Origin of the sequence: Agitococcus lubricus (assembly GCF_003051055.1) — a bacterium.
In the GTDB taxonomy this organism is placed as follows: domain Bacteria; phylum Pseudomonadota; class Gammaproteobacteria; order Pseudomonadales; family Moraxellaceae; genus Agitococcus; species Agitococcus lubricus.
In genome coordinates, this window is the sequence record NZ_QAON01000003.1 from 154818 (window position 1) to 168851 (window position 14034).

General features: G+C 43.9%; 9 protein-coding genes and 2 pseudogenes. 4 read left to right on the forward strand and 7 right to left on the reverse strand.

The annotated features are described in order from the left end of the window. The first annotated feature begins 163 nt into the window (after positions 1–163). Positions 164–1165, forward strand: a complete 1002-nt coding sequence (locus tag C8N29_RS04535; protein WP_107864854.1) for a CobW family GTP-binding protein — start codon at positions 164–166, stop codon at positions 1163–1165. A 43-nt stretch (positions 1166–1208) separates the two neighbouring features. Here C8N29_RS04535 and lnt read toward each other — a convergent pair whose 3' ends face one another. Then, entirely contained in the window at positions 1209–2753 is a 1545-nt protein-coding gene (lnt, locus tag C8N29_RS04540; RefSeq protein WP_107864855.1) for an apolipoprotein N-acyltransferase, read from the reverse strand. Next, a complete protein-coding gene (locus tag C8N29_RS04545; RefSeq protein ID WP_107864856.1) occupies positions 2750–3592 on the reverse strand; it encodes an HlyC/CorC family transporter in 843 nt (280 codons plus the stop codon). The genes lnt and C8N29_RS04545 overlap by 4 nt, the downstream gene beginning before the upstream one ends. A gap of 249 nt (positions 3593–3841) precedes the next feature. On the opposite strand from C8N29_RS04545, the gene C8N29_RS04550 reads away from it, so the two are divergent. Beyond that, the gene (locus tag C8N29_RS04550; RefSeq protein WP_107864857.1) at positions 3842–5062 is read left to right on the forward strand and encodes a GAF domain-containing sensor histidine kinase; all 1221 of its coding nucleotides are present in this window, start codon (positions 3842–3844) and stop codon (positions 5060–5062) included. A 49-nt stretch (positions 5063–5111) separates the two neighbouring features. On the opposite strand, the gene ybeY is transcribed toward C8N29_RS04550, so the two are convergent. The 3 genes and pseudogenes from ybeY to miaB form a co-directional block, all read right to left on the reverse strand. Beyond that, positions 5112–5600, reverse strand: coding sequence for an rRNA maturation RNase YbeY (gene ybeY, locus C8N29_RS04555; RefSeq protein WP_107864858.1), 489 nt, complete (start codon positions 5598–5600; stop codon positions 5112–5114). A 28-nt stretch (positions 5601–5628) separates the two neighbouring features. Next, positions 5629–6576, reverse strand: a pseudogene (locus C8N29_RS04560) (PhoH family protein); the annotation flags it as partial. A 302-nt stretch (positions 6577–6878) separates the two neighbouring features. After that, positions 6879–8216, reverse strand: a pseudogene (miaB, locus tag C8N29_RS04565) (tRNA (N6-isopentenyl adenosine(37)-C2)-methylthiotransferase MiaB); the annotation flags it as partial. 334 nt (positions 8217–8550) lie between these two features. Here miaB and C8N29_RS04570 point away from each other — a divergent pair. Together C8N29_RS04570 and C8N29_RS04575 are read left to right on the forward strand one after the other, a co-directional pair. Next, positions 8551–9255, forward strand: coding sequence for an START domain-containing protein (locus tag C8N29_RS04570; RefSeq protein WP_107864860.1), 705 nt, complete (start codon positions 8551–8553; stop codon positions 9253–9255). A 246-nt stretch (positions 9256–9501) separates the two neighbouring features. Continuing rightward, on the forward strand, positions 9502–11460 hold the full coding sequence (locus tag C8N29_RS04575; RefSeq protein WP_107864861.1) for a lytic transglycosylase domain-containing protein: 1959 nt from the start codon (positions 9502–9504) through the stop codon (positions 11458–11460). A 140-nt stretch (positions 11461–11600) separates the two neighbouring features. On the opposite strand, the gene C8N29_RS04580 is transcribed toward C8N29_RS04575, so the two are convergent. Next, positions 11601–12647 (reverse strand): putative solute-binding protein, encoded by a 1047-nt coding sequence (locus tag C8N29_RS04580; RefSeq protein WP_107864862.1) that lies wholly within the window; start codon positions 12645–12647, stop codon positions 11601–11603. A gap of 178 nt (positions 12648–12825) precedes the next feature. Then, the gene (locus C8N29_RS04585) at positions 12826–13932 is read right to left on the reverse strand and encodes a putative solute-binding protein (protein WP_107864863.1); all 1107 of its coding nucleotides are present in this window, start codon (positions 13930–13932) and stop codon (positions 12826–12828) included. Positions 13933–14034 lie beyond the last annotated feature (102 nt).

Sequence of the window (14034 nt, forward strand, 5' to 3'; positions counted from 1 at the left end):
TTCACCCTCAATGGGAGAATTTACTGTGGTTTTCAAACTAGACGCGGTTTAGACGCTTTCTCAATCACAATCAAAATATCAACAGATGCCAGATACTTTTGGGGCATAATACGGCTTTAAGTCCTTTCTTAGCTCTGCATTTGCCCTTTTGGTATAGATTTTTATGATTAAACCCGTTTGTAGTGCTGTCCCCACCAATCTGATTACAGGTTTTTTAGGCGCAGGTAAAACGACGCTCATTCAACAGTTATTAGCACAAAAGCCATCGCACGAACGTTGGGCGGTGTTGGTCAATGAGTTTGGGCAAATTGGGATAGACCAAGCCTTAATGGGGACGAGCCAAGACATTTATATCAAAGAGGTCGCAGGCGGCTGCATCTGTTGTGCCAATGCCTTACCTATGCACATTGCCTTATCGCAATTATTGGCCAAGGCAAAACCACAACGGGTGTTGATTGAACCGACAGGTTTAGGGCATCCAAAACAGATTTTAGAGACCTTATCGGAAAGCCACTGGCAAACAACCTTAGCACTACAGGCGACCTTATGTGTGATTGATGCCCGTCAATATCAAGACCCGCGAGTGCAAACGCATGAAAGTTTTTTGGCGCAAGCAGAAGTGGCTGATATTTTGGTTTTTAGTAAAAATGAGGTCTTAGACGACGCGCAACGTGCCAGTGTTTTAGATTTTGCTCGTCAACTGCCTCCACCTGAGCGTCAAACCGTATTTATCAGTCAAGGACAGTTGGATGCTAACTATTTGGCGATGCCTAAAAGACCGTCACGACAGGTGAAACGCTCGTTGTTGCACTCATTACCCACCGCCTTGCCACCTGTAGGCCTCGTCAATCAAGATAGCATTGAAGCTCCGTACCACTACCATCAACGCGCATTAGAGACAGAGGTAGGTGGCTGGGTCTTTCCTGCTAGTTGGCAATTTAACCATAATGCCTTATTGGATGTGTTATTTGCATTGACGACTTTACGCATTAAAGGGGTGATGCACACCCAAGAAGGTTGGTTAGCTATTAACCTTACGCCTTTAGATGCCAGTTTGAATAGCACCCATGAGGCGTATGATAGTCGTTTAGAAATTATCAGTGAGCAGCCAATAGATTGGTCTACCTTAGAGCGCGAGTTGTTAAACACGCGCTTAATGACTTGAATACGGCCATTGATTGATGGTGAAAGTGTGGTCGCTGAGACGATTAAGTGATTAACGTGGTTGGTGTGATTTGATGTTTACGGCGATAATTCCGCCATGTAGCGATAGCCAGTAGACTAAAACTGACGATTAATATCGGCCAGTTACCCAATCGACTAAAGGGGGTTTGCCCCTGTACACCATAAATAGTACCACGTAACACGGTGCGCTCAAATTGAGGGGCTCGATATCGGATATGGCCGTGTGGGTCAATCAGTCCAGAAATGCCATTATTGGTTGCTCGAATAATCCATTTACCCGTTTCTAAAGCACGCATTTGTACCATTTGTAAGTGTTGATGAGGCCCCGTTGAGTGACCAAACCAACCATCATTACTTAAGGTTGCCAAAAAATCAGCCTGTTTAGCGTTATGACGAGTCAATTCAGGATAGGCTATTTCATAACAAATCGCCGCCCCCAAACGGTAATTTTGAACGGTTAATGGTGCTTGCTGATGATTGCCTGCACTAAAGCTGGACATATCACGACTAAAAAAAGGAATCGTGCCACGTAAGATGGCTTCAAAGGGAATGTATTCGCCAAAGGGGACGAGCCGTTGTTTCCAATACAAGCCTTCGCCTACACCCAAAGCAGCCATGCTGTTATAAAAGGGAGGGATACCTTCGGCATTGAGTTGGCTTAAATCGGCATAGGGAATGCCTGTCACAAAAGCAGAGCCATGCTGGGTGGCAAGGTCATTGATTTCGTGTAAGAAGTCATTGGCTTCATACTGGAACATGGGAATCGCCGCTTCAGGCCAAATCACAAGGTTTTGTCCCCATTCACTGGCAGATAACGATTTATAAATTGCTAAGGTTTTATCTCGCCATTCCAATTGCCATTTCACATCTTGCGGAATATTGCCTTGGATAATGCTCACCGAGAGTGGCTGTTGTGGATTGTTGCTGACCCATGTTTGATACTGTAGTGCAAAACCTGCACCCCAAATACTGAGCACCAGTAAAGCAGCAGACCACGCATATTGCCTATATTTGAGGATACTCAGTAAACACTGACCCGAAATGATTGCTAATAGACTCAAACCAAACACACCCACTAAAGGTGCATAGCCCACTAAAACAGAGTCTATATAACCATAACCCACAAATAGCCACGGAAAGCCTGTAAATAGCCATGTTTTTAGCCATTCAAACAAAACAAACAACGGGGCAAAACTCAATAACGCATGTTGGTCAAATGCCCAGCGCCGATAGACATACGCCATGACCGCCGTAAACGCTCCCATGATGAGCGCGACGGCCATGACCATGAGCGCAGCAAGCCAAGTTGGGGTTTGGCCATAATCATGTAAAGAGACAAATAACCACCAAACGCCTGATGCCCATAAGCCAAAACCAAAACTCCAGCCCCGCAAGACGGCTTGTTTCGTTGTTTGACCCGTTAATAATTCGGCAAATAGCGGAATGGTCAATAAACTGATAAACCAATAATGGTAAGGTGCTAAACTAAATGGCGTGATTGCCCCTAACAGCAAAGCAACTAACCATGCCCAAGGGGCGTTTTGCAGGCGAATAAGCAGTGTTTTCATGCCAGTTTTTCAACTTTAAGCACACTAATCATACGTAAGTCAGCGGCTAAAATGGTAAAGCGCCATTGACTCAGTTCGATGCTTTCATTGATGCGTGGCATTCGTTCAAATTCACTTAAAATAATACCCCCGATGGTTTCAAAGTCTTCGTGACTAAATTCGCTGCCAAAATAGTCATTAAATTCGGTAATTGGGGTAATTGCTTGCACCACAAAAGAGCCGTCTGCTTGTGCACTAATCCAGTGTGAGTCTTCGTCGGCATCGTCATGCTCGTCGTGGATATCACCAACAATTTGTTCGAGAGCATCTTCTAAAGTGACAAGTCCTGCAATGCCGCCGTATTCGTTGACGACAATCGCCATGTGACTTTGTTTGTCTCTAAACTCACGTAATAAACGGTCTAAGTGCGCAGATTCGGGCACACAAAAAGCGGGGCGTAAGTAGTCTTTGAGGTCAAAACGTTCAGGTTTTTGGCCGATGAGACGTAGCATGTCTTTGGCTAATAAAACCCCCATCACTTCGTCTGAGTTGTCAGCCGCTAACACGGGAAACCGTGAGTGTGCAGATTCAATCATCACGGCTAAAAAATCTTTGGGTTCACTGTTATCGCGAATCGAAATAATCTGTGCCCGTGGCACCATAATTTCGCGCACCTGCATGTCTGCTACGCGCAGCGTAGACTCAATAATTCGTTGTGACTCTGCATCCAAAACACCACGACTGCCCGCATTACGAATGATGGCTAGAAGCTCGGTGCGATTTTCTGGTTCGGTCGTGAGTAGATTGCTTAAGCGATTTAGCCAAGATTTTGGGGACACCGTCCCTCGCTCATCACCCATGTTTATCGTGTCCTATGAAATAAATATCGCGCTAAAGATGCAGATATTATGCCGTGTCTGGCACATTCTCGCATTTTCTTTGGCATACAAATAGCAAAAACAGATGACGATAGTTTGTCATTTGTGAGCTAATAGCCAACTTTTAGTCATTAATGGGCTATAAATGGGGATATTTGCTAAATTCTCAAGTTGCCGAATAGAATAACAAACTCTAAAGTATACAGAGCTTGCCCAAAATAGGAGATTGGTATGCGCGTGGCGCCATTACCCGAAAATGAAGCCCAACGTTTGCTTGCCTTATCAAAATATAAAGTGCTCGATACCTCATTTGAGCAGGCTTATGATGAGTTAACTCAATTAGCCTCTCAAATTTGCCAAACGCCTATCGCATTAATTAGTTTGATTGATACCGACCGCCAATGGTTTAAGGCAAAAGTGGGTCTAGAAGCACGTGAAACGCCACGTGATTGGGCATTCTGTGCGCATGCCTTGTTACAAGAGGATTTGTTGGTTGTTGAGGACACATTACAGGATGAGCGATTTTTTGATAACCCCTTAGTACAAAACGACCCGTCAATTCGTTTTTATGCAGGCGCGCAAATTAAAAATCAAGAAGGCTATATTTTAGGTACCGTCTGTGCGATTGACCGTATTCCACGCCAATTGACAGATTATCAGTTGAACGCTCTCAAAGTGTTAGCTAAACAAGTGATGACACAACTCGAGCTGCGTTTGGCATTTGAGGATTTGCAAAACTACACGCAGCAGCTACATGACAGTAATCAAAGTAAAGATAAATTGTTTTCGGTGATTTCGCACGATTTGCGCGCTCCGATGAGTGGTATTTTTGGCTTAAGCGAGTTATTGATTGAAGATATAGAAACTCAACCCAAAGAGGCCTGTAAAGAATTGGCTTATGAAATTCATGATGCCAGTCAGCAAGCCTTATCCTTATTAGATAATTTATTGCGCTGGTCATTATTGGAGCGTGGTAAGTTTGATTTTCAGCCAATGGCTATGCCGTTATTGGTATTAATTCAAAAAAGTATTCGTTTGTTGGCGTCAGTGGCCACTAAGAAAAATATTCAGATTGAGGTTGACTGTGCGAGTCACTTATTTGTGGTTGCGGATAAAACCATGTTGGCTTCTATTCTGCAAAATTTGTTGGCGAATGCGATTAAGTTTAGCAATATCAACAGTAAAGTTTATGTACAGGCAACCGAGCTAAAACGGCAGATACATATTAGCGTTAAGGACACTGGGATAGGCATGAGTCCAGCACAACAAGAAAATCTATTCAAATTAGACAATAACACAACCACCGTCGGTACGGCAGGTGAGTCAGGCACTGGTTTGGGTTTAATGTTATGTAAGCAGTTTTTGGCCATTCACCAAAGTGATTTGCAAGTGCATTCGGTGCTGGGTGAGGGCACAACCTTTAGCTTTTACTTAAAAACGATTCAAACTTAACACAGTCAAAAGGAGTGCCTTGCAGGAGGGTTTTTCCTGCAAGAACATGTTAAGCTGCATCACAGGTATAAGGGTTACTATAGCCCAATAATGCCATTGCCTGTACTTCTAAAGCCTCCATTTGCTCGGCTTCATCGTCATCAATGTGGTCATAACCCAATAAATGCAATACCCCGTGTATGGTTAAATGCGCCCAATGCGATTGCAGACTTTTTTCTTGCTCCTTGGCTTCGGCCATCACCACAGGGGCACAAATGATAATATCGCCCAGTGGCGCGCGTGTCATAGCGGCAGCAATTTCGTGTGGTAGCTCCGACGGAAAAGATAAGACATTTGTGGCGTAGTCTTTGCCCCGATATTGGCCATTCAGACTTTGGCTTTCTTCATCATCGACAATACGAATCAAGACTTCGCTGGCAAACTGGTAGTTTGCAACAATCATCGCAACATTAATCCACGCTCTAAAGTCAGCACTTTTGGGCAGTTCTTTGTGGGTAGTCACACGTTGTAGTGACAAGGTGCATAAAGCTCTAGTCATATCGTTTACTTACTACTGGATGGTCTTTGTCCCAAGCCTCATAGGCTTCGACAATCCGTTGTACTAAGTGATGACGCACGACATCTTGGGAGTTAAAACGTGTAATGTGAATCCCGTCCACATCGCCAAGTACCCGTAAGCAGTGTGCTAAACCAGACTCGTGACCTCGTGGTAAGTCAACTTGGGTAATATCGCCAGTAATGACGGCGCGTGAGCCAAAGCCTAAGCGGGTTAAAAACATTTTCATTTGTTCGGGGGTCGTGTTTTGTGCCTCATCTAAAATGACAAAGGCATTATTTAAGGTACGACCTCGCATATAGGCAAGGGGAGCAACTTCAATAATTTGCTTTTCTATCATTTTAGCAACACGTTCAAAACCTAACATTTCATAAAGGGCGTCATACAACGGGCGCAAGTAGGGGTCAATTTTTTCTGATAAATCACCAGGTAAAAAGCCTAACTTTTCGCCAGCTTCTACGGCTGGACGCACCAATAAGATGCGTTTAATCACATCTTTTTCGAGTTGGTCTACGGCAGCCGCAACAGCCAGATAGGTCTTGCCTGTCCCTGCAGGGCCAACACCAAAACTGATGTCATGCTTTAAAATATTAGAGACGTATCTCGCTTGATTCACCCCGCGTGGGCGGATGCTGCCTTTGCGGCTAAACAATACAGGAAATTTATCTTGTTCGTTGGACGTATTATGTTCAAGCACAGGGGCTTGGCTAGTTTGTAACATAAGATGAATCATCTCTGGCGATATATCTTGGCTAAGGGCAGTCTCATCGTACAGCTTGAGGAGTAGGCGTTCGGCATGGGTAACTGCATTAAGCTGGCCGTGGACATGAAAGTGATATCCGCGATGATGAATATGCACATCCAGTCGCTGCTCTATTTGTTTTAGGTGCTGATGAAAAGGCCCACAGAGGGCATTTAAGCGTTGTGGGTTTTGTGGCTCTAACTGTAATTGTCGAATGGTGGTTACGCTACTGTTCAAACTGTACGTATCTCCAAAACAAAGGGCGGTCTCGTGTTGACGTAGCCGTCATTCACTCGCGATGGAATCTATTAAGCAAAGAGCATGCCTACAATATGCTAATGATGATTGTAACAAGCATTTGATGAAAGCATAGACCAAGTTTGAGTATTTCGACAAGCAGTATCCGTGTTTTCTGTGTCTAAAACGTGACAACCCTCAGGGGACAAAAAACAAAGGATAGACAGCCTAATAACCTATAATGAGATGTTAGATGATTGGGCGGCTGCAAGGTCATTAACTTAGGCTTCAACCCATAAAATCTCGCTGGCTTTGACGGTGTTGATACTGAGTATATCGCCGATGGTCACGTCTACAAAGCGGCCGATTAAATCTGCTTCGGCAGCTACCAATACTTGACGTGTATTTTCAGCAGTGCCCACCAAATAACCTGCCTGTCGGTCAGACGTTTTCTCGAGTAATATGCGTTGTTTTGTGCCGAGCATCGCTTGTGTTTTGCGCAAGGTGTTCAGTTTAATCCGTTCTTTGAGGCGTGCTAAACGCTCTTTTTTAGTCTCTTCACTCACCGAGTCTGGCAGTTCAGCCGCAGGCGTACCAGGCCGTTTTGAATAAATAAAACTGTAAGAGTGGTCGTAGTCGACTTCAGCAATCAAATTCATCGTATCAATAAAATCGTCATCCGTTTCATTAGGGAAGCCAATAATAAAATCGGAAGAAATATGAATATCGGGTCTAGCGGCTTTGAGTTTTTGAATACGTTGTAGATAGTCCGCTGCGGTATGATTACGTTTCATGGCGGCTAAAACGGCGTCAGAACCAGACTGTACAGGTAAATGCACATGCGAGACTAATTGCGGTAGCTCTTGGTAGGCGGCAATTAAATCGTCCCCAAACTCTAGGGGGTGAGAGGTGGTATAACGAATACGACCAATACCATCAATGTTGGCAACGTGTTTGAGGAGTTCGGCAAACGTACAAATTTCGCCGTCATGGTAATGCCCACGATAACCGTTAACATTTTGACCTAATAAGGTGACTTCACGCACGCCTTGACTTGCTAAATGCACGATTTCAGCAATGATATCGTCAAATGGACGTGATACTTCTTCACCACGGGTATAAGGTACAACACAGAAAGAGCAATATTTAGAGCAGCCTTCCATAATAGAAACATAGGCTTTATAGCCTTCGACTTTTGGCTCGGGCAGAAAATCGAATTTTTCAATATCGGGAAAGCTAATATCGACGATGGCGATTTTTTTGTGTTGACGCTCCTCGAGCATTTTGGGTAAACGATGTAGTGTTTGTGGCCCAAATACCATGTCCACATAAGATGCACGTTTACGAATACTATCACCTTCTTGCGATGCGACACAGCCGCCTACACCAATGACAATGTCGGGGCGTTTCTCTTTCAATTTGCGCCAACGGCCTAATTCAGAGAAGACTTTTTCTTGCGCTTTTTCCCGAATAGAGCAGGTGTTCATCAATAAAACATCCGCTTCTTCTGGGTTTTCTGTTCTGACCATACCATGAGATTCACCCAATAGATCGGCCATACGCGAACTATCGTATTCATTCATTTGGCAGCCTTGGGTTTCGATATACACTTTCTTTAACATGGCAGTAGTGTCAGTTGTAAAAAAGAAGGGCGCATATTATACCTATGTTCCTGTAATACACACGAGTATCTTAATGTAAAACTGTGATGAAAATTTTGCTTTTGTAGCGTTGAGACATATCCTAGTATTATGATAAGGTATTTGCTGAAAATTCACTCTCCTGATGTGGTCTTAAACATTCAATAAATTATCTGTTACTAATCATTTGATGATGGTGTGCCTGATTATCTGAGTACGCTATAAAACGAAATATCTACTATTGCGATTGGCCTTAATGCCTCTTTGGGTAAAGGCTAGGCTGTTGATTTTTAGGTACTAACGGGGATAGTGAATGTTAATAGTCAGATGGTTAATAGTCTTTAGTATGTTATGCAGTACCGCGCTGTATGCCGCAGAAAATGACCTCCAAGATTTGCGTCGTGACGATGGCAATCCAAATGAGTGGCGTTTAGTCTTTAATAATAAGACACAAAAGATAAAAACCTATTTCAAAAAAGAAGACAAAAAGCGTGTGCGCTCTTTTAGGATGGAGGCTGAATTAGACGCGCCCTTATCGACGGTAGCGAATGTTGAGTTTGACGCCGATAACTACAAAAATTGGTATTACCAAGTAGAAGAGTCAAAGCTACTCAAAATCGTGTCCGATACCGAGTTTTACACCTATATTCGTTATAATTCACCAGGTGGTCTGCCTGACCGCGATACGGTCTTTCAAACCGTCATTAAACCCTATAGTAAAAAAACGGGTTATATGATGATGCTCATCAAAAATAAAGATGATTATATTATGCCGTCAAACGGTATCACGCGAATTGCTGTTTTGGATATGGTGGCTAAATTTACTCCAATTGGCACACAAAAAACCTTGATGGAAATCGAGGGCTATATGGACCCGGGTGGATTTGCCCCGATGTGGGCGGTTAATTTAGTACAGCGTACGACGCCGTTAACGACGATTATCGGTTTGCAGCGCATGTTGTTATTGCCGCGTTACAGCTCTCCCACTTATAACAATCCGTTCAAATATACCGAATAACACGCTCAAACCTCTCAAGGATGAGAGCATTCCAACACCTCACGCCAGCTCACTCACACGCCAACAACCAAGATATACTTGAAGCATAGTGCTTAACAGTGCTTTAGTATGGTTGTACGCATTTCACTGAAATTAGCCTGTTTTCATTCACTTCGCTCTCCAATCATTCGGGAGATGCCGTAAGTAGGGACGAGGAAGTGCGAACCTGCCGAATAGCCTATTCATTTTTAAGTCTTAGGAGTCATCATGAGAGTGCGTTTTGCTGCGTTTATCTGTGCCAATTTGCTAGCGATAACGGGCGCTTGGGCAGACGATAAAGACTTTTTAGCCGCACGAGACGCATTTAAGCAAGGTGACTTAATCGCATTGACTGACTTACGTGGCAAGTTACAAGGCGATATATTTCAGGTCTATGCCGACTATTATTGGTTAAACAAACAATTAGATACCATCGACCCCATTGCGGTTATCAGTTTTTTACAAAACTATCCCGATACATGGCTAGCAGAAAAATTGCGTGCAGAATGGTTGATTGTCTTAGCCAAACGCCAAGATTGGGCAAACTATCAGCAGTTTTATGCGGCCTTACAACGCCCTGAACCAGAGCATAAATGTTATAGCTTAATTGCGCGTATCCATATGGCAGACAAAGCCGCTCTTGCACAAGCCAAGAGTGACTATTGGCCTGTTGCGAATAACTCATCCAATGTTTGCGAACAATTAAATTCGCTGTTAATGCAACAAAGCATACTGACAAACGATGACTATTGGTTGCGGCTAAGGCTGGCCTTACAAGCCAATAATCGTAGCTTAGCGCGCACGTTGGCTGGCAAACTGGGTTTGGATTTAGACAATAAGTTATTAGACCAAATTGCACAAAATCCGCAAAAATACCTTGCTAATCCTGATGTGGAAACTGCCTTGGGGCATGAATTATATTTAGCCGCCTTAGCGCGTTATGCGCGTGCAGATTTGAACAAAGCCATCAGTTATTGGCAAACGGTGGAAAAACGCTTTAATCATGAAGATAGGCCGTATGGTTGGCGTATTTTGGCCGTATTAGCGGCTAAAAAGCAGGATGAGCGCGCCGTAGATTGGTTTAAGCTGAGTGAGCATGTCTATTGGCCAGATGAAGATAAAGAATGGGCAATTCGGATTGCCATTCGTGCTGAACGCTGGGATGAAGTCTTATTTTTTATCAATCGTTTGACTGCAGACAAACAACAAGAGCGGGCATGGAAATATTGGCGTGCGCGCGCCATGTTGGGGCAGCCAGATAAAGCCAAACTGGTACAAGCCATGCTGAGTGGTTTAGCGGTTGATGATGATTATTATGGTTTATTAGCGCGTGACCAATTAGGTAATAAAATTCATAGTCAGCCCAAAATCTATGTACCTACGGAGGCAGATAAAAAAGTTGCACAAAACCATCAAGGCTTACAAAGAGCCTTAGCGTTGTTTGCTTTAGATTTGCGTACAGAAGCGGTGCGCGAATGGAATTGGAGCTTACGTAATGCCGATGACAAGCTCTTACTGGCGGCGGCGGAGCAAGCCGCAAATGTTCGTTGGTATGACCGAGCGATTTATGCGGCAGAGCGCACTAAACAATTACACAGTTATAGCTTACGTTATCTGACACCTTATGAGGAAGTCGTGCGTGGTTATACCCAAGAGTTAGACGTCGACCCTGCGTGGGTGTACGGTTTGATTCGTCAAGAAAGCCGTTTTGTCGTCAATGCTAAATCGGTGGTAGGTGCGGGTGGACTCATGCAATTAATGCCTAAAACAGCGCAGTGGGTTGCGAATCGGCTCAATATTCCCTATCACGCAGGTATGGTGAATGAAATAGGAACCAATGTCCGTTTAGGAACGTATTATATTTCGTATGTGTTTAAGCAATTGGGCAATCAGCCTGTCTTGGCGACAGCGGGTTATAATGCGGGGCCAAGCCGTGCCAAGCAATGGCAAGCCACGAATAGAACGTTGCCTGTCGATGTGTATACCGAAAGTATTCCGTTTACCGAAACCAGAGACTATGTCAAAAAAGTCATGACTAATGCAGTGCACTATGCACTAGGATTTGGTCAAGGTGCACAGTCTATTACCGAGCGCATGGGAACACGTATTCCTGCACGTATCGTCCAATCGTCGGAGCTAGGGGAAGGGGCTGTTCAAGCAGAACAAGCTACGTTGGTAGAAGAGTAAAAAACCGTCCTTGGTGTGTGTTGAACACAAGACATGCGCGTCTTAGGGCTTATGTCTATTCACCGTCTCAGTTGCTGTATCGAGACGGTGATAGAACATCGGTCTGTTAATGGCGAACGAAGTCCTAAGCACGCATTAAATCATTCATCTTTGAGAGAGCATTCGGAGTTTGCTGGGTCAAACTTACAACGAATCTTCTTTAAGATAGATAGCATTTTAGGGTCGTAAAAACCTTCTTTCATCATGCTAATACGTGCTTCACGCATTAACAGGGTATATTTTTCTTTGTCTGCGGGGGTTAAATCTAACCAGTATTTTGCAGGAATATCGGCTTCGCTCTTTTGCACCATTTTTTCAATCATGTCGATTTTAGTGGTTGCAAATTCACGCATTTTAATCACACGGGCATCAAAGTCAGGAATATCTTTGAACTTGTCGCGGTTGATGATAATAGAGGCAGTAACTTGTAACAGAGGAAAGCGGAAAATAGCCCCTTTATCACCCAAACCACGGTATAACTCTAACGGACGATAAGCTAACGCAGGCGCACCAATGATATCGACTTGACCGTTATTAAACTTACCTGCAAAGTTGGTAATATCAGACGAAACAGGCTGTGCACCGAGCTTCTGAATGATTTTGGCTTGTGCTTTGTCAAAGTCTAAAACGGCAACTTTTTTGCCTGCTGCTTTTTCTACAGAGTCAATACGGCGGTCGTTTACAAACACATAAGCTGCACCTAAGGGAATAACGGCAGCGACCTGATAGGGACCATTAATGGTGAGATTATTGAGTTTAGGATTCGCTAAGGTGTTGACTAATTCACGCACGTGCTTAAACGTAGGTAATGCACCTGGCGAGTCTACACTACCAATAAAGAAGTTAAATTGTTTGGCGCGCATGGTAGAGATAGCCACACCTTCACATTGTCCAGCTTTAAAGTCTTCAGCGGCAATACGTTCATCGGTATAGACTTTGAGGTCAACGTCTAAATTCCATTTTTTGGCTTCTAACACTAAGTCTTTAGCGTAGTTATACGCATCGCCTTTGGTGCCAGCAATATCAAAAATACAAAAACGCATTTTGACTGTTTTACCAAATGGCATTGGCTCGACGGCAGCAGCTTGAGTGCTTGTCGCGAGTAGTGTGAACCCCATAGCAGCGGAAAGAGCTAAGTTTTTGAACATCTGTGGAAAACCTTAGTTATGTGTGTCGTAAGAGTCTGTGGTTATGACGCCATGCTAACGGTTTAGCAAAAAAAGGCATTGGCATCCTTGCCATACTATAGCGTCATTTCAGTAAGCTGGCATTTAAGTGTGTCGGCAGATTCAAACCACTAATCTAATTTTTTGAATCTTTGATGATTTATTCATCCGTCAAGGCGCACTCAGCCGCACTAGGCTCATGTTTGCAGCGAATTTTTTTCAGTAAACGCATCATCCGTGGGTCATAAAAGCCATCTTTAGTCATCATGATTCGTGCTTCGCGCATCATCATCAAGTAGCGTTTTTCATCTTCAGGCGGTAAAGTTAGCCAGTATTTGCTGGGAATATCGGCTTCGGCTTTGTCGATAAATGCAAACATTTGGTCTAAAAAGGTATCTAAAAAGCGCACGCCGACCTCACGCAAACTCATTATTTTTTGGTCTAAGTCGGGTAGTTTGACTCTTAGACGTTCGCGGTTAATCACCAAGCTACCTGTAATTTGTGCTAAGGGAAAACGATAAATAGCCCCCCCCTCAGCATCTAAACCCCGATACAATTCTAAGGCTCTAAAGGCAATCGCAGGTGCAGCAATAATATCGACTTGGCCATTATTAAACTTACCTGCAAAATTGGTAATGTCGGAGGCTACAGGTTGAGCACCCAGTTTTTCGACCATTTTTGCCTGCGATTTATCCCAGTCCAACACAGCGATACGTTTACCTGCGGCTTTTTCGATGGAGTTAATTTGTTTGTCGCGTACCATGACATACAACGCACCAATCGGTAGCACACCCACAATTTGATACGGCTCGGTAATCGACAGTGGAATCATTTTGGGGTCGAGTAGGGTATGTAACAGGGTGCGCATGTGTTTATAAGAGGGGACACCTCCGACCGAGTCAACACTGCCAATAAATTGATTAAACTGCCTTGCCCTGAGTGTAGAAATCCCTGCGGCCTCACATTGACCTGCCTTAAAGTTTTCGGCGGTAATGCGTTCGTCGGTAAATACTTTAATATCGACAAACACATTCCAACGGCGAGCGAGTAAGGTTAAATCTTTGGCTCGACTATAAACATCGCCATTTTTACCCAAAATATCAAACAAACATACCGAGACATACAACGGTTTATCTAGTGCAGGCGGTAAACCATTTTCACCAGGCTTAAAAGAGCCACCAATGGCCATGACTTCGGTGGCGTGGCTGTTGAGGCTGGTGATGGCACTACTGAAAATGAGTAAACAAGTGGCAATAAATTTTTTCATGGGCGCTACATCTCATGGCAGTGACTGCTACGCATTGTCGTTATCGTGTCCAGTAGCCGTCTATTATTATGGGATAGAGTTTGTTCGCATTTTGCCTGTCTG

Bases quoted from the DNA above. Each gene is read 5' to 3' on its own strand.
- C8N29_RS04535 (WP_107864854.1), top strand. From the start codon at position 164: ATGATTAAACCCGTTTGTAGTGCTGTCCCCACCAATCTGATTACAGGT.
- lnt (WP_107864855.1), bottom strand. From the start codon at position 2,753: ATGAAAACACTGCTTATTCGCCTGCAAAACGCCCCTTGGGCATGGTTA.
- C8N29_RS04545 (WP_107864856.1), bottom strand. From the start codon at position 3,592: ATGGGTGATGAGCGAGGGACGGTGTCCCCAAAATCTTGGCTAAATCGC.
- C8N29_RS04550 (WP_107864857.1), top strand. From the start codon at position 3,842: ATGCGCGTGGCGCCATTACCCGAAAATGAAGCCCAACGTTTGCTTGCC.
- ybeY (WP_107864858.1), bottom strand. From the start codon at position 5,600: ATGACTAGAGCTTTATGCACCTTGTCACTACAACGTGTGACTACCCAC.
- C8N29_RS04570 (WP_107864860.1), top strand. From the start codon at position 8,551: ATGTTAATAGTCAGATGGTTAATAGTCTTTAGTATGTTATGCAGTACC.
- C8N29_RS04575 (WP_107864861.1), top strand. From the start codon at position 9,502: ATGAGAGTGCGTTTTGCTGCGTTTATCTGTGCCAATTTGCTAGCGATA.
- C8N29_RS04580 (WP_107864862.1), bottom strand. From the start codon at position 12,647: ATGTTCAAAAACTTAGCTCTTTCCGCTGCTATGGGGTTCACACTACTC.
- C8N29_RS04585 (WP_107864863.1), bottom strand. From the start codon at position 13,932: ATGAAAAAATTTATTGCCACTTGTTTACTCATTTTCAGTAGTGCCATC.